The sequence below is a fragment of the Sodalis sp. dw_96 genome (assembly GCF_018449575.1).
Classification (GTDB): domain Bacteria; phylum Pseudomonadota; class Gammaproteobacteria; order Enterobacterales; family Enterobacteriaceae; genus Acerihabitans.
This window is the reverse complement of sequence record NZ_JAAVUT010000005.1, coordinates 188,991-215,114: the sequence shown is the minus strand read 5'-3', so window position 1 is coordinate 215,114 and position 26,124 is coordinate 188,991. Positions and strand designations below refer to the sequence as shown.

21 protein-coding genes, 1 pseudogene and 1 other annotated feature are annotated in these 26,124 nt (G+C 54.3%); of the genes and pseudogenes, 8 read left to right on the top strand and 14 right to left on the bottom strand.

Annotated elements, in window-relative coordinates:
- The first annotated feature begins 32 nt into the window (after positions 1-32).
- Entirely contained in the window at positions 33-1,280 is a 1,248-nt protein-coding gene (locus HB631_RS10700; RefSeq protein ID WP_213991130.1) for a hypothetical protein, read from the top strand.
- Positions 1,281-1,463: 183 nt separating this feature from the next.
- On the opposite strand, the gene hisIE is transcribed toward HB631_RS10700, so the two are convergent.
- Genes hisIE through hisG form a run of 8 tightly spaced genes read right to left on the bottom strand, consistent with a single transcriptional unit; the run spans position 1,464 to position 8,506 of the window.
- Positions 1,464-2,078, bottom strand: a complete 615-nt coding sequence (gene hisIE, locus HB631_RS10695) for a bifunctional phosphoribosyl-AMP cyclohydrolase/phosphoribosyl-ATP diphosphatase HisIE (RefSeq protein WP_213991129.1) — start codon at positions 2,076-2,078, stop codon at positions 1,464-1,466.
- Positions 2,072-2,848 (bottom strand): imidazole glycerol phosphate synthase subunit HisF, encoded by a 777-nt coding sequence (hisF, locus tag HB631_RS10690; RefSeq protein WP_213991128.1) that lies wholly within the window; start codon positions 2,846-2,848, stop codon positions 2,072-2,074. The genes hisIE and hisF overlap by 7 nt, the downstream gene beginning before the upstream one ends.
- Entirely contained in the window at positions 2,830-3,570 is a 741-nt protein-coding gene (gene hisA / locus HB631_RS10685; RefSeq protein WP_213991127.1) for a 1-(5-phosphoribosyl)-5-[(5-phosphoribosylamino)methylideneamino]imidazole-4-carboxamide isomerase, read from the bottom strand. Before hisA ends, hisF begins: the two co-directional genes overlap by 19 nt.
- 3 nt (positions 3,571-3,573) lie before the next feature.
- Positions 3,574-4,164, bottom strand: a complete 591-nt coding sequence (gene hisH, locus HB631_RS10680) for an imidazole glycerol phosphate synthase subunit HisH (protein ID WP_213991126.1) — start codon at positions 4,162-4,164, stop codon at positions 3,574-3,576.
- The gene (gene hisB / locus HB631_RS10675; RefSeq protein WP_213991125.1) at positions 4,164-5,228 is read right to left on the bottom strand and encodes a bifunctional histidinol-phosphatase/imidazoleglycerol-phosphate dehydratase HisB; all 1,065 of its coding nucleotides are present in this window, start codon (positions 5,226-5,228) and stop codon (positions 4,164-4,166) included. The genes hisH and hisB overlap by 1 nt, the downstream gene beginning before the upstream one ends.
- Complete coding sequence (hisC, locus tag HB631_RS10670) at positions 5,225-6,313, bottom strand: histidinol-phosphate transaminase (RefSeq protein WP_213991124.1); 1,089 nt, start codon at positions 6,311-6,313, stop codon at positions 5,225-5,227. The genes hisB and hisC overlap by 4 nt, the downstream gene beginning before the upstream one ends.
- Positions 6,310-7,632, bottom strand: coding sequence for a histidinol dehydrogenase (gene hisD / locus HB631_RS10665; protein ID WP_213991123.1), 1,323 nt, complete (start codon positions 7,630-7,632; stop codon positions 6,310-6,312). The genes hisC and hisD overlap by 4 nt, the downstream gene beginning before the upstream one ends.
- 4 nt (positions 7,633-7,636) lie before the next feature.
- Complete coding sequence (hisG, locus tag HB631_RS10660) at positions 7,637-8,506, bottom strand: ATP phosphoribosyltransferase (RefSeq protein WP_213991122.1); 870 nt, start codon at positions 8,504-8,506, stop codon at positions 7,637-7,639.
- 66 nt (positions 8,507-8,572) lie between these two features.
- Positions 8,573-8,690: a sequence feature (His leader region), on the bottom strand.
- 189 nt (positions 8,691-8,879) lie between these two features.
- On the opposite strand from hisG, the gene HB631_RS10655 reads away from it, so the two are divergent.
- A complete protein-coding gene (locus tag HB631_RS10655; protein WP_213991121.1) occupies positions 8,880-9,713 on the top strand; it encodes an SDR family oxidoreductase in 834 nt (277 codons plus the stop codon).
- A 288-nt stretch (positions 9,714-10,001) separates the two neighbouring features.
- Here HB631_RS10655 and HB631_RS10650 read toward each other — a convergent pair.
- Positions 10,002-10,686 (bottom strand): annotated as a pseudogene (locus tag HB631_RS10650) (FAD-binding oxidoreductase).
- A 266-nt stretch (positions 10,687-10,952) separates the two neighbouring features.
- Between HB631_RS10650 and HB631_RS10645 the strand changes: the two are divergent.
- Positions 10,953-12,386, top strand: a complete 1,434-nt coding sequence (locus tag HB631_RS10645) for a glutamine synthetase family protein (protein ID WP_213991120.1) — start codon at positions 10,953-10,955, stop codon at positions 12,384-12,386.
- A gap of 46 nt (positions 12,387-12,432) precedes the next feature.
- Here the strand turns inward: HB631_RS10645 and sbcB are convergent, their stop codons facing one another.
- Complete coding sequence (sbcB, locus tag HB631_RS10640) at positions 12,433-13,854, bottom strand: exodeoxyribonuclease I (protein WP_213991119.1); 1,422 nt, start codon at positions 13,852-13,854, stop codon at positions 12,433-12,435.
- Positions 13,855-14,162: 308 nt separating this feature from the next.
- A complete protein-coding gene (locus tag HB631_RS10635; RefSeq protein WP_213991118.1) occupies positions 14,163-15,263 on the bottom strand; it encodes a hypothetical protein in 1,101 nt (366 codons plus the stop codon).
- Positions 15,264-15,761: 498 nt separating this feature from the next.
- Here HB631_RS10635 and HB631_RS10630 point away from each other — a divergent pair, with 498 nt between their 5' ends.
- On the top strand, positions 15,762-16,025 hold the full coding sequence (locus tag HB631_RS10630; protein ID WP_213991117.1) for a hypothetical protein: 264 nt from the start codon (positions 15,762-15,764) through the stop codon (positions 16,023-16,025).
- 314 nt (positions 16,026-16,339) lie between these two features.
- Positions 16,340-18,400 carry a carbon starvation CstA family protein gene (locus HB631_RS10625; protein ID WP_275955688.1) on the top strand — a complete coding sequence of 687 codons (2,061 nt, stop codon included), beginning with the start codon at positions 16,340-16,342 and terminating at the stop codon, positions 18,398-18,400.
- Positions 18,401-19,103: 703 nt separating this feature from the next.
- Here HB631_RS10625 and HB631_RS10620 read toward each other — a convergent pair.
- Genes HB631_RS10620 through HB631_RS10610 form a run of 3 tightly spaced genes read right to left on the bottom strand, consistent with a single transcriptional unit; the run spans position 19,104 to position 22,849 of the window.
- Positions 19,104-20,324: a cytochrome c gene (locus HB631_RS10620; RefSeq protein WP_213991115.1), complete on the bottom strand. Its 1,221-nt coding sequence runs from the start codon at positions 20,322-20,324 to the stop codon at positions 19,104-19,106.
- Entirely contained in the window at positions 20,321-22,087 is a 1,767-nt protein-coding gene (locus HB631_RS10615; protein ID WP_213991114.1) for a GMC family oxidoreductase, read from the bottom strand. The genes HB631_RS10620 and HB631_RS10615 overlap by 4 nt, the downstream gene beginning before the upstream one ends.
- Before the next feature lie 6 nt (positions 22,088-22,093).
- Positions 22,094-22,849 (bottom strand): gluconate 2-dehydrogenase subunit 3 family protein, encoded by a 756-nt coding sequence (locus HB631_RS10610; protein WP_213991113.1) that lies wholly within the window; start codon positions 22,847-22,849, stop codon positions 22,094-22,096.
- 659 nt (positions 22,850-23,508) lie between these two features.
- Here HB631_RS10610 and HB631_RS10605 point away from each other — a divergent pair.
- The 3 genes from HB631_RS10605 (at position 23,509) to HB631_RS10595 (ending at position 26,053) form a co-directional block, all read left to right on the top strand.
- Complete coding sequence (locus HB631_RS10605; protein WP_213991112.1) at positions 23,509-24,588, top strand: FUSC family protein; 1,080 nt, start codon at positions 23,509-23,511, stop codon at positions 24,586-24,588.
- 133 nt (positions 24,589-24,721) lie between these two features.
- Entirely contained in the window at positions 24,722-25,078 is a 357-nt protein-coding gene (locus HB631_RS10600) for a DUF496 family protein (protein WP_213991111.1), read from the top strand.
- Positions 25,079-25,603: 525 nt separating this feature from the next.
- The gene (locus tag HB631_RS10595) at positions 25,604-26,053 is read left to right on the top strand and encodes a hypothetical protein (RefSeq protein WP_213991110.1); all 450 of its coding nucleotides are present in this window, start codon (positions 25,604-25,606) and stop codon (positions 26,051-26,053) included.
- Positions 26,054-26,124 lie beyond the last annotated feature (71 nt).

Genomic DNA, 26,124 nt, shown 5'->3' with positions numbered 1-26,124 from the left:
GGTCTTTTTTTTATTAGCCAGGAGCCCCAGATATGATTCGGTTTTTATGCTGTCGCAATGATGAAGCGTCTTCTCCGGATAGGCATTCCTCCACCTCGCAAATGAGTAAAGTGGCGACAGGCTTAACGACGGTGTCAAATCATATTCCCTTATCAAGTTTTACGAAAAAGCTAGCCGGGAATAGTGAGGGTAATAATGCCGATAACACTGAAAGGCGCCCGGCAAGGGCGCGCTCCCTGGAGGCTATTCCTGAGAGTGAAGGGGAATACCGGCCCTCTCCAGGTTACATCGCCGCAATAACAACGTATCCGGGCAAAGGCCGTTTGTCAGGTATTTCAATATGCTCCCGGAGCGTTGTGAACCGTCAACCGAGCTTTAACGCCGATAAGAAAAACGCTGCCGCTATGGATACACCCGTACCTTCAGGTGCTCAAGCATTAGCGCCGACAACCCGCAGCGGCCGGCCTTTGGTTAAACGCACGGTGAGTTTTAACCTGCCGGCCGACGTAGCAAGGGATAAATATTGTCCCGCCGCATCGCCGAAAATAGACTTTCAGTACCTGTGGCTATTGCGTAGTCTCGATAGAAATTGTACCGGGCCGGCAATAATGAGGTTATTGGGAACCGATGATAATCCGGGAAAGGTTTCTGTTTATAAACCACTAAAGCAATTAAGAATGTTGAAAACCATGTTCCAAAAATCAATTATTGATGATTTGGATTTATTTGATTCCTTTTTCCAGAGAACACAGCAAATTGCTAATCAATGGTCTAAACAGCCCATTGAAATCAATGAAATTAGTGGAAGCGGTAGCTATATGCTTGATGGGACAGACCTGGAAGACCGGCTTGAGATGCCTGTCCTCATCAAAACCCGAGAGGCATTTCAGTTACAGGGAGAATTATGGTTGAAATTCTGCAAGGAAATGTTTATACGGATCCGGCCAGAAAGGTATGCCATGGTTTGCACGGATATATTTATCGCGCTGAAACCACTTTGGCACGAATATCAACTTGCCATCACCCGACTTATTTTGATCTATTTTAGTTACATTCCTCAAAAGGATAACTTGTCTGTTTTTTTAACCTTGGCGAGGCTATGTGAACCACCTAATGGTTTGCATTGCTATGAACATATCAGGATGCTGGCGCAAAATATAATTTATCTTGACAAAAAAAATCAATTTGGACAGGTAAAAAATATAAAAAAACTCAGCGCAGCTTTGCACAAACCAGGCAATGAAAACATCCAAGCAATATTATGTATTTATCGAAATTAGATTCACAAAAAAACTTTCCCCTGGTCTCGTCCCTCCTGGCCGTACATTTTATTCAATGTGATTAGTTAATTTTAAGCACCCGCTTAAAAAGTAGCCCCCTGCATTAAAAAAATTCATGGAGGGGGAAGTCGGGCTGGTAGCGGTATCGGGGTGGGGGTAGACAGCCACTCGACTATTCAGCGTCTATTTGTTATGGCGTTGTCGCAAGCAGTCGATGACACGGCTTAGATCCAAATCCTGATCCTGCAGTAAAACCAGCAGGTGATAGACCAGGTCGGCGGCTTCGTTGGTGAGTTCTTCCCGGTCGTGTACCGTGGCGGCCAGCGCGGTCTCTACGCCTTCTTCTCCTACCTTTTGCGCGATGCGTTTAGTGCCGCTGGCATAGAGCCGGGCGGTATAGGAGCTCTGGGGATCGGCGTTTTTTCTCCCTGCCAGCAGGGTTTCCAGCTTGTACAAAAAGCCCCAGTCGGTGGCGGCGGGGGAAAAGCAGCTGTCGGCGCCGGTATGGCAGGTGGGTCCGTCGGGATTGGCCAGGATCAATAACGTGTCGTTGTCGCAGTCGGCATGGATGCTGACCACATTCAAAAAGTGGCCGGAGCTTTCTCCTTTGGTCCACAAGCGCTGTTTGCTGCGGGAAAAGAAGGTGACCTTGCCGGAATCTTGCGTGACTTGCAACGCTTGCGGATTCATATACCCCAGCATCAGGACTTCGCCGGAGACGGCATGCTGGATAATCGCGGGCATCATTTGATCGGTTTTAGTCCAATCCAGCTGGGCGCGTTGTTGTTCGGTTAACATAATCTGATCTCTACTCCCTGTTGTGCGAGAAAGATTTTCAATTCTCTGATATTGATAATTTGTTTATGGAACACTGAGGCCGCCAGCGCGCCATCCACTTCGGCGTCGCGGAAGGCTTCCAGGAAATGTTCCGGCGTTCCGGCGCCGCCCGAGGCGATGAGCGGTACATGGCACAGTTCGCGGATAAGCTTAAGCTGGTTCAGATCGTAGCCGTTGCGGACGCCGTCCTGGTTCATCATATTCAAGACAATTTCACCGGCGCCGCGCTGTTGTGCTTCTGTTACCCAGTCGGGGGTCAACCATTGGGTCACTTTGGTGCGGGTCTCGTCGCCGGTATATTGATTGACCTGGTAGGTGCCGCTGTCGGCGTCGAACCAGGTATCGATGCCCACCACGATACACTGCACGCCGAAGCGATCCGCCAGGCGGGTGATAAGCGTCGGGTCAGCGAGCGCCGGGGAGTTGATGGAAATCTTATCGGCGCCGAACGACAGGATGCGGCCGGCTTGTTCAAGGGTCTTGATGCCTCCCGCCACGCAGAAAGGAATATCGATCACCTCTGCCACGCGTTCTACCCAGCTCTGATCCACGACCCGGTCGTCCGATGAGGCGGTGATGTCGTAGAACACCAGTTCGTCGGCGCCTTCTTCAGCGTAGCGGCGGGCCAGGGGTACGATATCGCCGATGATTTCATGGTTGCGGAACTGTACGCCTTTCACCACTTGTCCGTCCCGGACATCCAGGCAGGGAATTATGCGTTTTGCCAGCATGCGATGGCCTCCTCAAGGGTGAATTTACCTTCCAGCAGGGCACGGCCCACGATCACTCCCTGGACGCCGCTGGTGCGTAACTGCCTGATATCCTCCAGGCCGCCGATACCGCCCGAGGCTTGGAAAGCGATGGTGGGATAGGCGCGACAGATGTCCCGGTATAAAGCGACGTTCGAGCCTTGCAGGGTTCCGTCGCGGGAAATATCCGTGCATAGCACATGTTTAAGTCCATAGGCCTGGTACTGCCCGATGGCTTCTTCCAAGGTGATCCCAGAGTCTTGCTGCCAGCCGCTGACCGCCACCCGGCGCCGCCCTTTGTCGTCGATGCGCACATCCAGGGCCAGCACCAACGCATCCGGGCCGAAACGTTCAAACCATCCCTGCACCTCCCGCGGTTGTTTCACCGCGGTGGACCCCACCACGACCCGGGTGGCGCCGGCATCCAGCAGGGCTTCCACGTCCGATAACGAACGGATGCCGCCGCCAATCTGCACCGGCGCGGGCGTCACACCGGCCAGCAAGGTTTTTAACAAGGGGATTTGGCGGGCCGTCGGGTCCTTGGCGCCGGTGAGATCCACCAGGTGCAGCAGTTGCGCCCCTTGCCGAACATAATCCTTTAGGCGGGGCAGCGGATCGTTGCCGTACTGTCGGCTTTGCCCGTAGTCGCCCTGATGCAGCCGCACCACCTGGCCATCGATTAAATCCAAAGCGGGAATAATCACCGGTTACATCTCCAGAAAGTTTTTCAGTAAACGGGCGCCGGCGGCGCCGGAACGCTCGGGATGGAACTGTACGCCGAAGAAGTTATCCTGTTCCACCGCCGCGCTGAACGGCTCGCCATAATTGCACTGGGCCAGGGTGGCGGCACAGAGCGGCATGGCATAGCTATGGACAAAATAGAAATAGCTGCCGTCGTCGATGCCGCGAAATAGCCGGCTGTCGCTGCGGGCTTGTACCTGGTTCCAGCCCATGTGCGGCAGCGGTAAACCGAAATCGGTCATTTTGGCCACCGGGGTAGGGATGATGCCCAAGGTGGCGATACCGCCGTTTTCCTCGCTTCGGCTACCCAATAACTGCATGCCGAGGCAAATGCCCAACACCGGCTGAGTGCAGGATTTCACCAGGTCAATCAGGCCGCGTTCCCGCAATTGATCCATGGCCGCACGGGCGGTGCCTACCCCGGGCAGGAAGAGTTTATCCGCCCGCAGGACGGTGTCGGTTTCGCGGCTGACCACCGGTTGATATCCGAGGCGGCGCACCGCGGCGGTGACGGAAAAGAGATTGGCGCAGCCGGTATCGAGGATCACGACGTTCATTACAATACTCCTTTCGAACTGGGCAGGGTGTTGCCTTCCACCCGGATTGCCTGGCGCAGGGTACGTCCGAACACTTTAAATAAACTTTCCACCCGGTGATGATCGTTTTTACCCTTGGTTTTCAGATGCAGGGTGCAGGCCATGGCATAGGACAGGGAGCGGAAAAAATGCTCTACCATTTCAGTGCTGAGATCGCCGACCCGCTGATAAGTATATTCCGCTTTGTATTCGAGGTGCGGCCGGCCGGAAATATCCAGCGCGCAGCGCGCCAGGCATTCGTCCATGGGCAGCACAAAACCGAAACGCCCGATGCCGCGTTTGTCTCCCAGGGCCTGATTAATGGCTTCTCCCATCGCCAGGGCGGTATCTTCCACCGTATGGTGGTCGTCAATGTACAAATCCCCTTTGACCTCAATGCGCAGACGGAAGCCGCCGTGGGTGGCAATCTGATCCAGCATATGATCAAAAAAGCCGACGCCGGTATTGATGGCGCTGTCGCCTTCCCGATCCAGCCAGACCTGGACATCAATAGCGGTTTCACGGGTGACGCGGTTAACATGGGCGTAGCGGTCGCGGCGGGTCAGCTGTTCGGCGATCGCCGGCCAATCCAGGGCCTCGGGTTGGTAACGCAGTCCGTTGATGCCCATATTGTTCGCCAGTTGCATATCGGTTTCCCGATCCCCTATCACATAGCTGTTGGCGGTATCCATCAGGCCGTTTTCCATATAGACCTGTACCATGCCGGTGCCGGGTTTGCGGCATTCGCAGCCGTCGGACGGCAGATGCGGGCAGATCAATACCTTGTCGAAGCGGATGCCCTGGGAGCTGAAAATCTGCATCATCAGTTTGTGGGGCGCATCGAAATCCGCCTGCGGGAAACTGGCGGTCCCCAGCCCGTCCTGGTTGGTGATCATAATCAGGATGAAGCCGGCTTTTTGCAGCGCCAGCAGGGCGGGGATGACCCCCGGTTCCAGCGCCAGTTTGTCCAGCCGGTCAATCTGGAAATCTTCCGGTTCGGCGATCAGGGTGCCGTCGCGATCGATAAACAGTAATTTCTGCTTCACAATGCCTCCTGGCGGTGAGTAGCGGTCACAGGCAGTTCACGGAGCGCGGCCACCACCCGCCGGCACTCTTCCCTGGTGCCGATGGTGATGCGCAGGCAATCGGCCAGGCCCGGCTGTTTGCTTTGATTGCGCAGGATAATACCTTGATCCCAGAGGCTTTTAAACGCCGGGCTGCCGGGCGCGAAGCGCACCAGTAAATAATTGCTTTCGCTGGGATAGACCTCAAGCACCGCTTCGCACTGTTGTAACTCGACCGCCAGCCATCCTCGGGTAGCGGTGATTTCCGCCACCCGGTCGCGCATCAGCGTCAGGCCCTCCGCGCTGAGTGCCTGCTCGGCGATATCCGCCACCGGCAATGAGACGGGGTAGGGGGCGATGACCTTCAGCAACAGTTGGATCACCTCGGCGTCGGCCAGTACGAAGCCGCAGCGTAATCCCGCCAGGGCGAAGGCTTTGGACAGAGTCCGCAGGATAACCAGGTGCGGGTAGTGCGCCAGCCAGCCAGCCAGGGTCGCCTCGGGGCAGAATTCGATATAAGCTTCGTCCGCCACCACCAGCGCCCGGCCGCGGGTCATCTCCAGCAGCGCTTTGAGCTCTTCCGGCTGGATGATGTTGCCGGTGGGGTTATTGGGACTGCAGACATACACCAGCTTCACGCCGTCCAGTTGCGCTTCGATGGCGGGCAGGTTCAGCTGCCAGTCGGGCAGCGCCGGGACAGTGCGGCGCGCCACGCCGAAGGTTTCGGCGCTGACGGCATACATGCCGTAGGTGGGCGGGCAAAACAGGATGGCATCCCGGCCCGGTTCGCAAAAGGCGCGAATCAGCAGCTCGATGCCTTCATCGGCGCCGCGGCAGACCAGGACCGCATCTTCCTTAACGCCGGCATAAGCGGCATAGCCGTTTATCACCCCTTCCGGCTGGCAGGCGGGATAGCGGTTCAGATTGCCTTGGCGCAATGTGACGGACGGCGGCAGGGGATATTCGTTGGCGTTGAGCCAAACATCACCGCTGCCTCCGAGACGGCGCGCCGACTGATAGGGTTCCAGCGCCAAGACGTTGGCGCGCGCCAATTGGCTGATAGTCATGGTTGCTCCTGTAATGCGTTGATCGCGGCAACACGCACGGTGACGGCGTATTTATGGGCGGTGAGCTGTTCCGCCGCGGCCAAGATTTCAATGGTGGGCGCCAATCCCAGCAAACCCTGCGGCGTGAGCTGCTGAACGGTCATGCGCTTCTGGAAATCCGCCAGTCCCAGGCTTGAATAGGTGGAGGTGTAGCCATAGGTCGGCAGTACATGGTTGGTGCCGGAGGCATAATCTCCCGCCGACTCCGGCGACCAGTCGCCGAGAAATATCGAACCGGCATTGGTGATGGCCGCTACCCACTGTTCCGCATCGCGGGTCTGGATAATCAGGTGCTCGGGACCGTATTGATTGCTTATCTCGATGCATTGCGCCAGGTCGCGGGCAATAATCAAGCGGCTGCCTCCCAGCGCCTGGCGGGCGATATCGCCGCGGGAGAGCCGGGCGAGCTGCGTGTCGGTTTCCAGGGCCACGGCGTTGGCGATGGCCGGGTCGGGGGTGAGTAAAATCACCTGTGAATCCGGGCCGTGTTCCGCTTGGGACAATAAATCGGCGGCAATAAACGCCGGGGTGGCATGGCTGTCCGCTATCACCAGCACCTCGGAGGGACCGGCGGGCATGTCGATGGCCGCGCCGCCGGCCAGCTGGCTTATCTGGCGCTTGGCCTCGGTAACCCAGGCGTTGCCGGGACCGAAGATTTTATCCACCTTGGGTATCGTCTCGCTGCCGAAGGCCATGGCGGCAATGGCCTGGGCGCCCCCTACCTGATACACGTCCTGTACGCCGCACAGCTGTGCCGCATAAAGGATTTCATCGGCGATGGGCGGGGGCGAGCAAAGGATCACCTTGCCGCAGCCGGCGATGCGCGCCGGCGTGGCCAGCATTAACACCGTTGAGGGCAATGGCGCCGAGCCGCCGGGTATGTAAAGGCCCACCGAGGCCACCGGCCGGGTCAGCTGGCGGCAGCGGACTCCGGGCTGGGTTTCCACGTCCACCGGCGGCAGTTGCTGGGCGCGGTGGAAACATTCGATATTTTTTACCGCCGTCGCCATGGCCTGTTTCACTTCGGGCGCCAGGCGTTCCGCCGCCTGCCGGATAGCCTCTTCGCTGACCCGTAATTGTTCGGTGGCGGTGTGGTCGAAGCGCAGGTTAAAGGCTTTGATGGCGTTATCGCCACCCTGGCGGACCTGGCCGATAATGTCGCGCACCGCGTCGCCAATCCTGTCCGAGGCCGCCACCGCGGGACGGGCCAACAGCTCCGTCCGCTGCCGGGGCGAACAATCGTCCCAGCGAACCGGCGTTGAAAAAGGGGAAGAGGTCATGACGCTACTCCATCATTTTTTCAATGGGCAGCACCAGAATGGAGCTGGCGCCGAGGGCTTTCAGGTTTTCCATCGTTTCCCAAAACAGGGTTTCGCTGCTGACCATATGCATGGCCACCCGCTGTTTATCGCCGGCCAGCGGCAGGATGGTGGGGCGTTCGGCGCCCGGCAGCAGGGCCACGATATCGTCAAGGCGCTCGGTGGGCGCGTGCAGCATGATGTACTTCGATCCCCGGGCCTGAATCACGCCCTGGATACGAACCATCAGTTTGTCGATCAAAGCCTGTTTGGCCGGCGGCAGTTCGACATCGCTTTGGATAAGGCAGGCTTTGGAGCGGTAAATTACCTCTACTTCCCGCAGGCCGTTGGCCTCGAGGGTGGCGCCGGTGGAAACCAGATCGCAGATGGCGTCCGCCAGGCCTGCGCGGGGCGCCACTTCCACCGAGCCGTTCAGCAGGCAGGATTTGAAATTGATGCCGAGTTTGTCGAGATATTGTTTTAGCAGGTGCGGATAAGAGGTGGCGATGCGTTTGCCTTGCAGGCACTGCGGTCCGGTGAAGGGCTCGTCCAGGGGCAGCGCCAGGGAGAGCCGGCAGGTGCCGAAATCCAGGCGACGCAGGATATAGTACCGGGGATCTTCGCCCTGGGCGCGACGATTGAGCAACTCTTCTTCCAGTACGTTTTCGCCGATAATGCCTAAATCCACCACGCCGTCCATCACCAGGCCGGGGATATCGTCGTCACGGACGCGCATGATGTCGATGGGCATGTTTTCCGCGAACGCCAATAAGCGCTGCTGTTGGAGATTGATTTGGATACCGCAGTGCTCGAGCAGTTTCTGCGAATCCGTGCTCAGTCTGCCTGATTTTTGCATCGCTATCCGTAAACGTGATTTGTCCAAAGTGAAACCCTCTAACCTGAAAATTAAATTTATTGAGCCAAAAAAAAACCCTCGGAAGAAATCTTCCGAGGGCTCTCTTAAGTTCTGCGCCACTGGAAGATTTTTGTCTTCCAGCACCAAGCGCCTGAAAGACTAGTCAGGGTGATGGTGGTGATGGTGGCTAAACAGAACGCAGTTCATAAAAATTCTCGCAATAAGCTGATGATGAAACGGTGTGTTACCTTTATAGTTAACCTAACGATATTTGCCGCCGAGTGCAACATTTTTTTGCCCATCGACTTGATGTTTAGCGGCGAGGCTACCGATCTCTGTTGAAGCGGCGCCTCGCAGACGAGGGAAAGGGAATATGAAAAAAATTGCGATTGTGGGGTTGGGGTGGCTGGGAATGCCACTGGCCCTCTCATTATTGGCCAAAGGCTATGGCGTTACCGGGACGAAAACCACGCCGGACGGGGTTGACGCGGCCCGGATGTGCGGCGTGGAGTGCTATCCGCTGCTGCTGACGCCGGAAATTCAAGCTGAGCCTGAAGACCTTTCCGCGCTGTTCCAGGTTGAGGCTCTTATCGTTACCCTGCCGGCCGGTCATACCGTAGAGCGTCCCGCGGATTATTTCCTGGCGGTGCGGCAAGTGGTGGACAGCGCCCTGGCCTTCGGTGTGCCGCGAATTGTCTTTACCAGTTCCACCTCGGTATACGGCGACACCGTCGGCACCCTGCGGGAGCGCAGCCCGCTGGCGCCGGTCACCCCCACGGCGATTTGCCTGATGGAACTGGAGCAGTGGCTGCATCGCCTGCCTAATACCTCGGTGGACATCCTGCGCCTGGCGGGGCTAGTGGGCCCGAGCCGCCATCCCGGCCGGTTTTTGGCGGGCAAGACCCATTTGCCCGGCGGCTCCCACGGTGTGAACCTGGTCCATCAATCCGATGTTATCAGCGCCATCGAATTATTGCTAAAACTGCCCAAGGGCGGTCATCTGTATAATATCTGCACGCCGGGGCATCCGGCGAAACGGGACTACTATCCGGCACGGGCGCGGGAACTGGGCAGTAAGCCGCCGGAATTTTTGCCCGGCGATGATAAGGAAACCGGTAAAATCATCGACGGCAACCTTATCTGCCGCGAGCTGGGATTCGAATACCAATATCCGGATCCGGCCCTGATGCCCATACGGCTGTCGTAACGGCGGGGCAGGCCCGCGATCACAGATCTCGCAACGAGCCTGTTAAAGGGAGAGCGTGTCAATGGGGTCGTAGCGGGCATGTTTTTTTTGCCCGCCGAGCGCCCCATGACAGGCTAGGCCCGCAATCATTGATCGTGCAACGAGCGTGTTAAAGGGAGACCGTGCTGATGGGGTCGAAGCGGGCATGGTTTTTCTGCCCGCCGGAGCGCCCCACAGCACGGTAGGCCCGCTAACACCGATGCTGAACCGAGCCTGTTAACGGGAGACCGTAACTATGGGACTGATTTCTCAAACCCCGAGCCGATCCCGCAGGGCATAATACGCCGCGCCCAGCAGGGTAAGGGGCACCTGCAACCGCCGCCCGCCGACAAAAGGCAGATGGGGTAATTTGGCAAAGGCGTCAAACCGCTCCGCATCGCCGCGCAGCATTTCCGCCAGGAGCTTGCCCGCCAGATGACTGCACGCCACGCCATGGCCGCTGTAACCCTGCATAAAATACACATTGTTTTCCAACCGGCCGAATTGCGGCATTCGGGCCAGAGTCAGCAAAAAATTGCCGCTCCAGCGATAATCAATACCGACCCCCCCTTAACTGTGTAAACGTCTTCAATAGCTTGGGCAAAATAAGGCTGTCGATATCCTCCGGTTTCCGCGCGCCGTAAACGACGCCGCCGCCGTAAAGCAGACGGTTATCGGCGGTGGTCCTGTCGTAGTGCTTTTCAATAATGTCGATATCCCGGCTATAGGAATTCACCACCTGGCCGCCGTTGCGGCCGCTGGCGCCCCAGCCGAAGCGCGCCCCTTCAAGCAACACCACGTCATAACCGGCTTCGATGAGAAACAGCGCTGACGAGAGGCCGGTGAATCCGCCGCCGATGATGCAGACATCGCAGGTGATCGCTTCCTCCAGTGCCGGATAGCGCGAGTGATTATTGATGGTTGCGGCATAATAGCTCGCTATATAATCCGTCATAAAGATCTCCTTGAGTTCCGTCCAAACGCTATGCCGCAGGCAACAACAATCTGATTTACCGAGGCGAAACAGTCAAAACGTCTGTGAAAAAATGAATTATCAATTATATTATTAATTTATTAGTCTTGGGCCGATTATTCAACTTTCAGGGGTATGTTTGCCAAGAATGGCGATTGCCACTATGTTCTTTAAAGCGGGCGTAGTGTGCGCCCACGGATTTGGTGCAGGCCATAATCTCGTCAGCAGTATGTTCATGCGGGTGATATATGCATAATCTCAAGGAAGTCGAGCTTTGTACGGCTCCTCGCCGTGAAGCGCATTACCGGGATGAAAAACGAACCAGCGCGTTCCAGCGGGAGGTTGATGCTTACCTGGAACGCTATCCCCATACGCAGCATGTCGATATTCTCCTAACAGATCTGAATGGTTTTTTTCGTGGTAAACGTCTCCCCATCGCCGGATTGTCGAAAATTGAAAACGGCTGTTATTTCCCCTCATCGGTTTTTGCCATCAATCTGTACGGTCATACCGTCGAGGAGGCGGGTCTCGGGCAGGAAAAAGGGGAGCCGGATCACCTTTGTATGCCGGTAGCCGGTACGCTATTGCCTTCCGCCGCCGATCCCACACAGGTGGCACAGCTGATGCTGACCATGCTGGAGGAGGACGGTATGCCTTTTGATGTTGAACCGCGCAATGTCTTGAGCAAAGTATGGCAAGCGCTTAAACAGCGGGATATTTTCCCGGTGGTGGCGGTGGAAATGGAGTTTTACCTGGTGGATCAGAACCGGGATCCCACCGGCATGCTACAGCCGCCCTGTGCGCCGGGAACCCATGAACGCCATACCCAGCCCCAGGTCTATTCATTGGAAAATCTGGATAATTTCGCCGCGGTGCTGTCGGATATCCACCGGCTGGCCGGTTTACAGAAGCTGCCCATCAACGGCGCGGTAGCTGAATCTTCCCCCGGTCAGTTCGAAATCAATCTGCTTCATGGCGATAATCTGCTGAAGGCCTGCGATCATGCCTTGCAGCTGAAACGGCTGATACGGCTGGTGGCGGAAAATCACGGCATGAACGCCACCTTTATGGCGAAACCTTATGAAGACTTCGCCGGTAGCGGGATGCATCTGCATATCAGCCTGCGGGACAGAGAGGGCAATAACCTGTTGTCCGACGGTGGCCGTGGGGATTCTCCGCTGATGCGTCGTATCCTGGCCGGTATGCTGGATTTGATGCCGGCTTCCATGGCGGTGCTGGCGCCGAACGTCAATGCTTTCCGCCGTTTCCAACCCGGAATGTATGTGCCGACGCAGGCCAACTGGGGCCATAACAATCGTACCGTGGCACTGCGTATACCCTGCAGCGACAGCGCCAATCACCGGGTGGAGTATCGGGTGGCGGGGGCGGATGCCAATCCCTATCTGGCCTTGGCCGCGGCGCTGGCCGGCATTGCGCACGGGCTGGAATATCCGCTGCCGTTACCCCTGGAGGTCACCGGCAACGGCGAGGAGTCCCAGGGAGTGACGCTGCCCATCCGTCAATGCGAGGCACTGCAAGTTTTTGCCGGCAGTCAGGGGTTGACTCGTCAATTGGGCGAGCATTTTTGCCACGTTTACCATACCTGCAAACAGGCGGAACTTCGCCATTTTGAACGTATGGTTACGCAAACCGAAATCGGCTTGATGCTGAAAAACGCCTAAATCAGCTAAAACTCTGACGCTGCTGGGAAACCTGACGCTTCGCAACTTAAAGCTGCTGTAAATAGTCATAAAGCGCTTTCAACAGCCGAAGGTGGTTTTCATTGTCCTGATGTTCGACATAAAGCCCCTCAAGCGTAGCCACATAGGTTTGCACGCGTTCCGGGCTGAACAGGTTCTTGCGGTAGTCCAGCCAGCGCCGCTGTTCGCTGTCATCCAGCGTGTGGGGAAAGTTTCGCGCCCGATAGCGAAACAGCAGCTCTTGCAGGCGGCCGTCGACAAAACTGATGTCCAGCGCCGGCAGATTGATGGGGTCGGTTTCCAGGATAATGCCCATCGCGGTCCGATCGGCGTCGCTGAAAAAGCCGTTATACAGTTGGGCATCCACGTCCCTCGAGGGGACATAGGGTTCAGCCTCGCTAAATACCGCCAGGACCTTTTCCCGCACTTCGGCATGCTGGCGCAGGATATGCAGATTATCCAGGCAACGCTTACGATCGATGCCCAGCCGCTCAGCGTCTTCAGGTCGCAGGGTATTGGCGGGTGCCAGCACCGGGCATTTATTGATATGCACCAGTTTGATGGGTACCGGCGCCTGTTTTCCAAGCTGATCCCGTCGGGTATAGAGCAGGGTCCGCAACCGGTCCGCATCCAGGTCCAACAATAACGACATATCACCGGCCAGGTCGCAGACAATCAATGCGTTCTGGTTATCCGGATGCCAGGCCAACGGCGCTATCCAGGCGGTATTGCCGCGCCCGGCGCCGAACATGCCCGACACGTGCACCAGGGGTTTCATGGTGGCAATATCGATCAGGGCTTTCAACGGCTGTTTGCCCCGGTGCCGGTAGAGATAATCAAACAGTTTCGGCTGTGCCTGACGCGCCAGCCTGGCCATGGCCAGGGTGGCATAGACATCCGCCATGGCGTCATGGGCATGGGCATGCTCCACGCCGTTGGCCCGCGTCAGGTGTTCCAATCGGAAACTGGGCAGGCCGTCATCGTTCAGCGGCCAGTTGATGCCCTCCGGACGCAGGGCATAACAGGCGCGCATCACATCCAGCAGATCCCAGCGGGAGTTTCCCTGCCGCCAGCTGTAGGCATAGGGATCATAGAAGTTGCGGTAAAAGATATTACGGGTCACTTCATCGTCGAAACGAATATTGTTGTAACCGAGGATACAGGTATCCGGCACGCTGAACATGGCATGGATGCGACGGGCGAATTCCGCTTCGGTTACCCCCTCGCGGGCGGCCTGCTGCGGCGTAATGCCGGTGATCAGCACCGCTTCCGGATCGGGCAGGTAGTCGTCCGACGGCCGGCAGTAAAAAACCTGCGGTTCCCCCAGCGGGGTAAATTCCAAATCGGCCCGGATGCCGGCAAACTGGGCCGGGCGATCCAGCGCCGGGTGCTTGCCGAAGGTTTCGTAATCATGTACCAGGAAAGTCGGCTGTTTGATTGGTTTTGTCACTGTTTACGGATGTCCGGTCAGATCGTTAGGCTTGGATCCCCGAAGGGATGCAAGCTGTGCAATGGACATGGTAAACCATAATCGGGCGGGCCAGAAGAGGGGAGGTTTAAACCAGGGATTTTTGCCGCGACAGAGGGACATTTTGCTCTTTAACATGGCGCAAAGTTGCTGGCTCAACATGATGACAAAAATGTCCATTAGCCATCCCAAGACCGTATAAGGTTTTATTCTATTATCTTTCAAAAGAATTTTATTGATATTTCCAGAGCGTGCGGCCGCCGGAATTTTGTTTCAAATGATAATTCAGACTAATGAACAAGCGCCATGATGACTCCCGTATCGTTCGCAATAACGTTGAAAAAATCGCTGATATTCTTAGCGGACTGAAAAATGCGAATCAGGGCGTTCAGCATAATAACTTCATCGTCATGATCTTCCAGTTTGCTCAGTATGCCGATCATTTTATTCATGGCATCCCGCTTCTCTTGCAGAATTGAATCTATGTCATTTAAATAATTGATTCCTAAATTATCAAAATCCTTCACTTCCAGCGCTCTCTTGGCGAGTATGGACAGAAATGTTTTTTTCAGGTCTTCCAACGTTCCGGGGATGACCTCCTGCGGGAGCTTTGAATGCAATAAACGGGGTCGCAATATCGGTACAGGCTGTGTTTTCAATCCAAACAGTGTTTTCAAACTTTCATTTTTTTGCGCAGAACTACGGGATAGCCGAGGGCGCATCTCCGGCGACAGGGAGGGGGGTGAGGGCGGCAATGGTCGCGTAGGCGGCGATTCCGGCATGGATAAACGTGGGCGGGGAACCGGCTTTTGTTTTCGTAGGATGACGGGAGGGTTTGCGCAATCGTCCGGATCGTCGTAATGGCCTTGCGTCCGGGATAATGCGGCGCTGTCCGCGGCGGCGGACTGCCTATGAGAAGTGCTGGGCGTGTTAAAGCTTCCAGGCCGGGAAGCTGCGCCCCATTGCTCCACTGGCACGAAGCTAAATCTTTGCGCAGCTTTCGGCGCATCGTCGGTGATGTGTCGCGATGCGCGCTTTTCCTTTGCCCGAAGGGCTTCCATCGCCAAAAGCTGCTGTTGCATTTTTTGAGCTTTAACGGCTTCCAGCACGCACTGTCTGGCCTTGTTTTCCAACCTCCGGGTCTCTTCGTCAATGAGGGCTATTTGACCGCCGGTTTCATGTTGGTCAATGGCCGGCGATTGGGCCCGGTGAGGGACAAACGCGGCCGATAAGGAATAGGACTGTTGTCCTGCTGTTGAGCCTGGTCCTTTTAATACGACGTTTGCAGCATTTGTCATTGAATTTAGCGGGCTTTGTGGATCATAATTTACCGGTTCATTATTGTGCTGACCGGCGGTGGTTTCATTTAAGCTGATTGAAAAATTATCCATACTGTGAAGGTCCTTTCCCTTGCTGAACAGAAATCCGTAAAAAAGCTGAGCGTGTAAAAATCAACGTCATGACGAGGAAATACGTCTGCTGAAACGTATATTCTCACGGCCATCAACCCTAAGTAAATAAGGTGTTTCTAAACTTTATATAAATGAATGTTTGATGCTTTTTTAAACGGAAATAAGGACTACTATAAATAATAATAAATATATATTTTTCCCTTAGAATTATACTGATCTCGAGAAGTAAAACGATTAAAGCTTATTTTATAGAATATTCCATGAATTAACACTTATTAAATCATATGGCTGCGTTCTTTCTAGAAGAGTTTGTGTCTGAAGCTTAATGCTCTTCTTGAACATGGATCCCGATTTTGTATGCTCAGGGACCGCCATCCCCATGCTGCGGGTTGTTGTAAGATTCGTCATTTAGAGATGACGGCATGGGTTGGTTATGTTATGCATAGCAGGTTATCTATCATTTGCGGGACTTATCCCATGCATACAGTGTTAGTGGTTTCTGGCGGTCTGGTTCTGCTGGGGGTGTTTTTGCTGGTGGCGCATTTTATTACCGCCATAACTGTGTTGGCGGCGGTCAAGGCCTTTATCCTGGTGTGGCTGGTTATCTCACTGTTCAATTTATGGGGCGGCGTAACCCAAGGGGGCTATGGGCTGCTGGAGGAATTGCCGATGCTGCTGTTGGTGTTCGGTATTCCGGCCATCTTTTCACTTATACTGCTGAAGTGGGTTACCGTGGGATGAATACCGCCGACGGGGTATTTTAAATACGTGATCATAGTCGCAATTTATATCGCCGTGTCGATATCAGCACCTGGTTTAATTAACTCTGGCTATTAGTTGTCATTGTTACAAGGTTCGATAATAGAACCGCGATTATAGACTACCTCGGATTTTCAGTGAGAGATTATCAAAGCTTTCTTAGTGGATCACAAATATGAATCAAGCGCCTGTCAATATTGTTTACGCAATGTTATGAGAATGGGGAATACAACAGTGGGGTCTTCATCAAACGTGGTCTTAATGTAGAAAGCTAAAAAATCAGTATGGAGGGGTTTATGCGGAACATCACTTCCCATCTTGTCTGGGTCTTGGTTGCTATTGCCGGTGCCTTTGGATTAGGGATTATCGCGTTGCATAACGGCGAGAAAATTAATGCGCTGTGGATTTTAGTCGTGGCGGTGTCGGTGTATTTAATTGCCTATCGCTATTACGGCCGTTTCATTGCCCGCCGGGTATTGCAACTGGATCCGACGCGTATGACTCCCGCCTATCGCCATAACGACGGGCTGGACTTTGTGCCAACCAATAAATATGTGCTGTTCGGTCATCATTTTGCCGCCATCGCCGGCGCGGGTCCGCTGGTGGGGCCGGTGCTGGCGGCGCAAATGGGGTATTTGCCGGGCATGATCTGGATTCTGGCGGGCGTGGTGCTGGCGGGGGCGGTGCAGGATTTCATGGTGCTGTTTGTCTCGCTGCGGCGGGACGGCCGGTCGCTGGGTGATCTTATCAAGCAGGAATTGGGTGCCGTGCCGGGGGTTATCGCTTTGTTCGGCACCTTTATGATCATGATTATTATCCTGGCGGTGCTGGCGCTGATTGTGGTGAAGGCCCTGACCAACAGCCCCTGGGGGGCGTTTACCGTGGCCTTTACCATTCCGCTGGCCCTGTTTATGGGAATTTACCTGCGCTTTATCCGGCCGGGGAAAATCGGTGAAGTGTCTCTTATTGGCTTTGTGCTGTTAATGGCCGGCATTATTTTCGGCGGCGATGTGGCCCGTAGTCCGGCCCTGGCGCCCTTTTTCACCCTTGACGGCAAGCAGCTGACCTGGACCTTGGTGATTTACGGCGGCGTGGCGTCTATCCTGCCGGTCTGGCTGCTGCTGGCGCCGCGTGACTATCTGTCCACCTTTCTCAAAGTCGGCACCATTATCGGCCTGGCCATCGGTATCGTCTTTATTGCCCCGACCCTGGAAATGCCCGCCATGACCCGTTTTGTGGACGGCACCGGGCCGGTGTGGTCGGGTTCGCTGTTTCCCTTTCTGTTTATTACCATCGCCTGCGGCGCGGTGTCCGGTTTCCATGCGCTGATAGCCTCCGGCACCACGCCTAAAATGCTGGAAAATGAGAGCCAGGCGGCTTTTATCGGCTACGGCGGCATGCTGATGGAATCTTTTGTGGCGATTATGGCGCTGGTGGCCGCCTCGGTTATCGACCCGGGGGTTTATTTCGCCATGAACAGCCCCGCCGCCGCGCTGGGGGGCTCGACGGTGGAAGCGGCCGCCGCTACCGTCAGCGGCTGGGGCTTTGAAGTGACGCCGGCCATGCTGACGCAGTATGCGCAATCGGTGGGGGAAACCAGCATTGTCTCCCGCGCCGGCGGCGCGCCGACGCTGGCGGTGGGCATGGCCCATATTCTCAGCCAGGCGGTCAGTTTTATCAGCATGGCCTTCTGGTATCATTTCGCGATCCTGTTTGAAGCGCTGTTTATCCTGACGGCGGTGGATGCGGGCACCCGCGCCGGGCGGTTTATGCTGCAGGATCTGCTGGGCGTGGCGGTGCCCTCTTTGCGGCGCACCGAATCGCTGGCGGCCAATGTTATCGCCACCGCGCTTTGCGTGGCGGCATGGGGATACTTTCTTTATCAAGGCGTGGTTGACCCTTTGGGGGGAATCAACACGCTGTGGCCGCTGTTCGGTATCGCCAACCAGATGCTGGCGGCCATGGCGTTGACGCTGTGTTTTGTGGTGCTGTTCAAGATGAAGCGGCAGGCATATGCCTGGGTAGCCGGCGTGCCGATGGTATTTTTGCTGGTATGCACCACCTCCGCGGGCTTGATAAAGATTTTTTCCGCCGATCCCCGGGTGGGCTTTCTGGCCCTGGCCAATAAATACCAGGCCGGTATTGATCAAAATCAGATTATCGGCCCGGCTAAAAGCATGATCGAAATGAGCCGGCTGGTATTTAATAATCAGCTCAACGCCGCACTGACCGCGCTATTTATCTTTGTGATGGTCAGTATCTTTCTGTTTGGCATTCGTGCGGCTTATCAGGCTTACCGCCTGGATAAACGCAGCGATCGGGAAGTACCTTATCAGGCGCAGCCTTCACTGAAATAACCGGTTTGCCCGCATCTTTTTTGGACGCGGGCAAAGTGGCCGCGTTAAAGCCAGGTGATTAATCCGATGACCGCCAGCCAAAATAGTGAGGATAATAAAAAGACCAGTTTCCAGGCTAAAGATTTAGAGATATTTATCATAGGTAGGTACATAATTGAATGTGTATAAATAATAAGTTAACTATTTTTATATGAAGCTAAAAATAATGGGATGAGATCAATTATTCCGGCAGCATAACCTAAAATATATCTATGGGCCAGCAGCCAGAGGTAAAGATTGTTGGAGTTGAGTAAAGTATAAATTGAATATTAATGATATTGCACATATTAAAATAACCGCTACGCCTCAATGTATATAATATTAGGCCGGCGAAACAGAACGATTATATTAGCCATGCATAAATTATCAAATATTCACCGGCGTGTTAAAGCCCGCGGGTCGCCTGGGAAGGGCGCGGGGGTGAGCCTTCCACAGCATAATAACCTGTCGTATGGAGGCTGATAAAAGACGCGGATGAGTTAATTAAAATCAAGTGCTGCTGATGTTTTTTCATGTGTGCCGGTGTTGAATACCGAGGCTGGAGGGACAGGACGGGGATATCCCGTACCCTGCATGCGCCCGGTGCCTTTGGGAAGCAAAAAAGTATGAGAAGAGGCCGCTCGTGCTGACGTCCCCTCATACTGGTTTTCCCTGATATCATAAGTTACGGCTGCAGGTTTTTGCGCAGACGCTGGACCTCGGCGGGTTTGACCGGTTCCGCGGCATTGCCCCAGCTATTGCGAATATACGTCAGGACATTCGACACCTGTTCATCGTTGAGGTTCCAGGCGAAGCTGGGCATCGCCGGCGCGGTGGGACGGCTGGCGGTTGAGCCGGCACGGCTTCCCGCCAGCACCACGTTAACCAGCGAGGTGGGGTTGGCGGCGCGGATTAACGGGTTATCCGCCAGGCGCGGGAATATATTCGGCTCGCCGGTGCCGGCGGAATTATGACAGGCGGAACAGCGATCGAAATATATCGCCTTACCCGCCACCATGCGGCTGTCATCGGCGCTGAGGGCTTGGGGCGCCGGTTGCTGGATTTTGTCGCTTTTGAGATATACCGCCACCGCCTTCAGATCGGCATTGTGCCAATGCTGGGAGGAGTGTTCCACTTCTTCCGCCATGGGGCCGGAGGCGATGACGAAGCGATTGACGCCGGTGCGCAGATAGCTGATCAGGTCTTCTTCAGTCCATAGACCGATACCGCTGTGATCGTTATTGGTGATATCCGGTGCCCACCAGGCGCCAAGATTGTTTCCCTGCAGGAAATGGCTGTTTTTGTCGCCGCCGAGGGGATTTTTCGGCGTATGGCAGGTGCCGCAATGGCCGGGACCCTCCACAAGGTAGGCGCCGCGATTCCATTGGACGGATTTCATCGGATTGGGTTTGAATTCGCCTTGATCGAAGTTCAGCCAATCCCAGACCAGCAGGCTGGTGCGGATATTGAAGGGAAACGGCAGCTGATTGGTGTTAACTTCATTGGCGATGGGCTGCAGGGTTTGCAAATAGGCCCATAAATCCCGGTTGTCCTGCTGGGTCATTTTGGTATAGGCGGTGAACGGCATGGCGCCATAGAGCCGCTTGCCACCGTGGCCGATACCTTCCGACATGGCGCGCTGGAAGTCGTCAAAGGTCCAGTTACCGATGCCGGTCACCACATCCGGCGTGATATTGGCGCCGAGCAGGGCGCCGAACGGCGTATCGATGCGAAAGCCCCCGGCGAAGGGTTTGGCGGGATCGGCGGTATGACAGGCGCTGCAGTCTCCCACCACCGCCAGGTAACGTCCTCTTTCCACCTGGTCGAACTCCGGCTGCGCCAAGGCCGATCCTGCCCCCACCAACAGCGCCAGCAGTCCGACGTATAAACACGTTAGCGTTCTCATGCGGTGATCATCTCCCCGGGGCGTTTCATATAATAGTTGCGGATGGCGTGAGCGGCTTTGAATGCCAGCGCCCCCACGGTACCTGTGGGGTTATAGCCGGGATTCTGAGGAAAAGCCGAGGCGCCCACCACAAACAGATTGGGTACATCCCATACCTGCAGGTGTTTGTTCACCGAGCTGGTGGAAGGGTCGGCGCCCATGATAAACCCGCCGACAACATGAGAGGATTGATAGGGTAAAGAGTTCCAGTGTCCTTTCATCGGATGCAGAAAGTATTCCCGCGGGTTCATTGCTTTGGCTATCTCGCCTACCCGGTCGGTGCAATATTTGGCCATCTTTAATTCGTTTTGCGTGAAGTCGAACGTCATGCGCAGCAACGGCCGTCCCAAGGGATCTTTGTAGGTCGGGTCCAGGGACAAATAATTGGTACGGGTGGAATAATTGCTGGCCTCGCAGCCGATACTCATGCTGCTGAGATAATTTTTCTTCACCTGGCGCTTGAATTCACTGCCCCAGGTTGGTGTGCCGTCCGGGGTGGGATGATAAGCGATGGGCGCCGAACCGATGGGGGTGACGCGAATGCTGCCGCCGCCAAAAAAGCCCAGTCCGGCATGATCGAAGTTATCATTATTGAAATCATCAATGCCCATGCCCACCGCGCCGCCGCCGATAAAGGGGTTGAAGTTTTTATCGTCGAAAAACACCTGTACCGAGTTGGCGGTTTGGTAGGCATAACTACGGCCGGTGGTGCCGGTATTGGTCACCGGATCGTATGCCTTGCCGACGCCGGACAGCAGCATAAGGCGCACGTTCTCAAAGGTAAAGGCGGTCACAATCACCAAATCGGCCGGCTGTTCCCACTCATCACCTGATGAATCCATATAGACCACGCCGGTGGCGCGTTTGCCCGTGGAGTCCAGGGTGACTTTCATCACTTCGCAGTGGGTGAGAGTGGAGAAATTCTCTTTACGCACCAGCACCGGCAACACGGTGGTGATGGCGCTGGCCTTGGCATAGTTGGCGCAGCCGTAGTTGGTGCAGTAGCCGCAGAAGGTACAGGGTCCCATGGAGACGCCGAGTGGATTGGTATAAGCCTGCGACACCAGGGACGAGGGAACGGGGAAGGGAGTATATCCCAGACTTCTGGCGGCTTCGGCAAACAGCGTCGGTCCGTAGGGTTGCTTCAGCGGCGGCGTGGGATAATCGCCGGAGCGCATGCCCTCAAAGGGGTTGCCGCCCTCGCGTTTTATGCCGTTGAGATTGGAGGCATATCCCGAGGTGCCGGCTAAGCGCTCGAACTGCATATAAAACGGTTCCATTTCCTGCCAGTCGACACCCCAGTCTTGCAGGGTTAATTCCTCGGGCATGGCGGCGGCGCCATAACGCTCGATAAGATGGCTTTTCAGGCGGAACTCTTCCGGCTGAAAACGAAAGGTGATGCCCGCCCAATGATTGCCCGCGCCGCCGGTGCCGTTACCGGGGTGAAATGAGCCCCAGGAGCGCATGGGCAGCGCGGTTTGAGAAAGATTATTACGTATGGTGAGGGTATTTTGCCGGGTGCGCAGCATCAGCTCCTGACTGCGATTGTAACGCAATTCATCGGTTACCGAGGCGACGTTGAAATCCCGTGCGGTATCGCGCCAGGGGCCGCGTTCGATAGCGATGACTTCCAGGCCGGCATCGGTTAATTCATTGGCGATGATGGATCCCGCCCAGCCCAGTCCCACCACCACCACATCGGTTTTAGGAAGTTTCTTTGCCATGTCGGTTTAGCCCTTGGTTTTCCATTGTTCTCCGCCTTCGATGCTGACCGGCGAAAGATGAAGATCCTGATTATGTTTTTCAACCAGATCGCGGTAGTCATAGCGGGCACCGGGAAAACCAATCATTTTCCAGGACACCATGTCACGGTTACCACCATACATGGGGTCGGCAAAGAACCCTTCCATGGTGTTGTTGAGCACCTGGGTCATAAACAATTTTGCATCGATATTCGCAAGCTTGACGTCGCCTTTCTCCAAACCGTGCAGGACCAGGTCCTGCTGCTCGGCGGTGATCTGATGAAAAGGCTTGTTGAATTCCTGCTGCGTATAGTCTTCCAGGTCGGCCAGGCCGATCCGGTAACGCTGCTGCGGCACCAGCGGTGATTGATCCCCCTGTTCCGGTGTGCCCTGCTGAAAAGGACCTTCCATATAGAGACGGGAAAACGTGCCGTAAAAACCTTTTAGCTGGCGGTCGATAAACACCACGCAGCCGGCATCTCTACCGCCGACGCTGAGCTCATCGGCGGGAATCAGCCTGTCCACTATCGCCTCAAGCGTGGCGACTTCCTTTTCGTTGAAGAATAACCATCCTTGATGCTCAAAGGTCTCGATGGGATTATGGGCGAAGGGTTGCCATCCGGGGGTGCCTTTTAACACGGTGGCTTTGGCGGCAACGGAGGCGCCGATGGCGAGAGAGGCGGCGGAATAGGAAAGAAGCTGTCTGCGGGTGACGCCCGGCAGGGTTTTTTGTCTCTTGGGCATTATGACATTCCCTATTTTATTGTAATGATGCATGAAGGCATCTCGGGTTTTTTGGATCTCACGACAGAACTCATCTTGTTGTTGTGAATAAACGTTGTGGACAAATTATAAATTATTTTACATTGTTGCAATAAATAAATATGTTGCTAACAAATGCTTAACTTTGCAATGGTACCGGTTCTATTGTTTCCGGACATGTCGACAGCGGCGGGTCTAATTAAAGCGGATCATTAAGTAATTGTTTGATTTAAAACATGATAAATTCCATTTGGTTGTTATGGTTAAAATGTAACAACCTGTAAATTTTATAGCGAAAGACAATCCTCCGCTTCCTTAGCGCCGGTATGACGTGACGGGCGGGTAAAAAGCACCGTCCAAGGCATAGTCCTTTGGAAAACAATGATAAAATTTGATCAAAGACCGGCTTTAACTCGCCGTTGAGGGTATAGCGTTTGGAAAATAGTTTTTAAAACCGCTATGCGCCTGTCCTGAGGGGTGCCCAGGCGCGGCGAATGTGCCTTTATCCGCCAAGAATCCCCTGTTTTGAGGAAAATCGGCGCAGGTTACATTCCGACATGTATAAGAAGAATTTATGATGTGAAAACCATTTAATTTCTTTAAAATAATTTTTTAGCTTAGTCATTCCAGGTTGATAGCCCGTGCGTTTGGATAGAAAGATTTCCTCCCTCGAAAACACCATTTACCAGAATTACCGTATTGCCCACGGCTTGCGCATCGGACTGGCGTTTGTTCTGACGTTTATGATCATCCGCCTGCTGGATATTCCCGAAGGGACCTGGCCGCTGATTACCCTGGTGGTGGTCATGGGACCGATTTCATTTTGGGGAAATGTGTTACAGCGCGCCGGGCAACGGATTATCGGCACCATTTTCGGCGCCGCTTCGGGGTTGATAGCCCTGCGGCTGGAGCTTTACTCCCTGCCGATAATGCTGGCCTGGTGTGGTGTGGTAATGTTTGTCTGCGGTTATCTGACTTTGGGCAAGCGGCCCTATATGGCGCTGCTTATCGGTATTACCCTGGCGGTGGTATGCGGCGCCGGGGCCGGTGATATGCAAACCGCGCTATGGCGCAGCGGCGATGTGATTATCGGATCGCTGCTGGCGCTGTTGTTTACCAGTATCTATCCGCAGCGGGCCTTTATTCATTGGCGTATGCAGATGAGTTTTAATCTCACCGCCCTGAGTAAAATCTATGCCGCGTATGTCTCGCCGAATATTATTGAGCGGCCGCGCCTGGAAGGCCGTTTGAAAAAACTGCTTAACGACGTGGTGAAAATGGGGACGCTGGCGGCGCCCGCCGCCAAAGAGACGGCTATCTCCAAGGAGATATTCGACCGGATCCAGAATCTCAGCCGCAATATCGTCTGTGTGCTGGAATTGCAAATCGATGCCTGGTGGTCTTCGCGGGAAAGCCATTTTATCCTTCTGAACGCCACCACCTTGCGCAGTACCCAAATGGTGACGTTGCGTACGCTGCTAACCCTGGCAGAGGCCCTGCGCCAGGGGAATCCCGCGCCTATCGTCGCCAATAGCGGAGAGCTGGATACCATCGCGGCCGAACTGAGGCAATTGATGGAGCTGGCCAGTCGCCGCGAGCAGATTGAAGCGCCGATATTCGGTTATGTCTGGCTGAGCCTGAAGCTTACCGGGCAACTTGAGCAAATGGCGCAATTGCTTTGCCTGGCGCTACGTAAGCCTTTGCCTGCACAGGAAGATTGAAGTAGGGTTCGAGGTTGAAAACGGGTAAAATGGCATTAAGCCATTGCATGGGTTAGCTGCTACTCTGTAAGGTAACGACTATCGATTTGCCATCGCAAACTCTTCAACCTATGACTTAAGCAAGGAAACCGAAATGGATCATATCAAGCCCTCTTTCCAGGATGTACTGGAGTTTGTGCGTATGTTTCGCCGCAAAAACAAATTGCAGCGTGAAATCGCCGATAACGAGAAAAAAATCCGTGACAACCAAAAGCGGGTCCTGTTGTTGGACAACCTGAGTGACTACATCAAGCCGGGCATGTCCATCGATGAGGTTCTGGCGATCATTGCCAGCATGCGCAGTGATTATGAAGACCGTGTGGATGATTACATCATCAAAAATGCCGAGCTGTCGAAAGAGCGTCGCGAACTGTCGAAAAAACTGAAATCCATTGGCGAAGTGAAAGCGCTGGTCTCCGCCAATACGCCCACCGGCACCCCCACCGCCTGAGAAGAGTCGGAACGGGTCAAGCCGGTTTCGCCGGTTTGCCGCCGGGACCGGCACTCACGCACGTCTTCCCGTCATTCTAAGCCCAAAGCCGGATGCTGTCCGGCCATATGGCCCTATTTTCCCCGTCCGGCGCTTTTTCCCCTTTCAACCGGTTATCACTGCTAATGGATGTTTATCGCTAGTGGAATATTTTATTTAAACTAATTCATTAATTCTTTATAAAATTATAATTGCACGGTTATGAATAAATAACCAAAAGTGATAAAAAAAAGTGATAATATGAATGCATCTTGGTTATAAACAGAAATGGATTTTGACGTTCCATTATTGCATAGCCACACGTATCTGAATAGTATTGTAGACTTGTGGGGTTATTCGTATATTAACGCTACCATCTCTTAATGGTAACGCTTCATCCAAATATTGAATGTATTGTAAGTATTATTTTTAATAAAATTTATAGAATGTTATCTAATTATCCACAGAGGACGGCAGAAAATTCTCCCATCGGCAAGGTATTTCTCTGTGAGATGGGAAACCGATAATGGCATAAGTGAAAAGCAGGTACGTTATTTCATGACCATCAGAAAAAATCAGCTCAGTGTAATATTGCGCTCAGTTCTATTATTATCAATGATAATGATTTTACTTCAATCATTGGACCCACCCAAGCTGCCGATGCCAATGATGCCCCCTCCGCTACCGATGCATTATTATCCGATATTTTCTCCGGTCTCCCAGCAGGCTAATCCGTTCTGTTCGATTCCGGTTTGCGACCGAAAGGCCCAACCGGCGCATTGCCCATGCCATTCGCGGCGGGGGGAATTGACTTCGAATTATGTCAGTGCGGTAAATAATGATCTCCATTGCCAATGGCAAACCAAAGGCGATCGCGGTACTTATCGTTTCGTCAAGTATGATGATTTCAAAAAAAGATTAAAGCGCATGGTAAGGCGATTGCTGCGTGTCAAATAAATATGCTGTTAGTGATATCTCTCACAGGATAATGAGCATTTTCATTTTTATTTATCGGCATCAAGTCGGAT

Excerpts from the sequence above, each read along its gene's own strand:
- hisH (WP_213991126.1), bottom strand. The coding sequence starts at position 4,164 with ATGAACGTCGTGATCCTCGATACCGGCTGCGCCAATCTCTTTTCCGTC.
- HB631_RS10635 (WP_213991118.1), bottom strand. The coding sequence starts at position 15,263 with ATGGATAATTTTTCAATCAGCTTAAATGAAACCACCGCCGGTCAGCAC.
- HB631_RS10610 (WP_213991113.1), bottom strand. The coding sequence starts at position 22,849 with ATGCCCAAGAGACAAAAAACCCTGCCGGGCGTCACCCGCAGACAGCTT.
- HB631_RS10655 (WP_213991121.1), top strand. The coding sequence starts at position 8,880 with ATGAAAAAAATTGCGATTGTGGGGTTGGGGTGGCTGGGAATGCCACTG.
- hisIE (WP_213991129.1), bottom strand. The coding sequence starts at position 2,078 with ATGTTAACCGAACAACAACGCGCCCAGCTGGATTGGACTAAAACCGAT.
- HB631_RS10620 (WP_213991115.1), bottom strand. The coding sequence starts at position 20,324 with ATGAGAACGCTAACGTGTTTATACGTCGGACTGCTGGCGCTGTTGGTG.
- HB631_RS10600 (WP_213991111.1), top strand. The coding sequence starts at position 24,722 with ATGGATCATATCAAGCCCTCTTTCCAGGATGTACTGGAGTTTGTGCGT.
- HB631_RS10630 (WP_213991117.1), top strand. The coding sequence starts at position 15,762 with ATGCATACAGTGTTAGTGGTTTCTGGCGGTCTGGTTCTGCTGGGGGTG.
- hisF (WP_213991128.1), bottom strand. The coding sequence starts at position 2,848 with ATGCTGGCAAAACGCATAATTCCCTGCCTGGATGTCCGGGACGGACAA.
- HB631_RS10615 (WP_213991114.1), bottom strand. The coding sequence starts at position 22,087 with ATGGCAAAGAAACTTCCTAAAACCGATGTGGTGGTGGTGGGACTGGGC.
- hisC (WP_213991124.1), bottom strand. The coding sequence starts at position 6,313 with ATGACTATCAGCCAATTGGCGCGCGCCAACGTCTTGGCGCTGGAACCC.
- hisG (WP_213991122.1), bottom strand. The coding sequence starts at position 8,506 with ATGCAAAAATCAGGCAGACTGAGCACGGATTCGCAGAAACTGCTCGAG.
- HB631_RS10625 (WP_275955688.1), top strand. The coding sequence starts at position 16,340 with ATGCGGAACATCACTTCCCATCTTGTCTGGGTCTTGGTTGCTATTGCC.
- hisD (WP_213991123.1), bottom strand. The coding sequence starts at position 7,632 with ATGACCTCTTCCCCTTTTTCAACGCCGGTTCGCTGGGACGATTGTTCG.
- HB631_RS10700 (WP_213991130.1), top strand. The coding sequence starts at position 33 with ATGATTCGGTTTTTATGCTGTCGCAATGATGAAGCGTCTTCTCCGGAT.
- HB631_RS10645 (WP_213991120.1), top strand. The coding sequence starts at position 10,953 with ATGCATAATCTCAAGGAAGTCGAGCTTTGTACGGCTCCTCGCCGTGAA.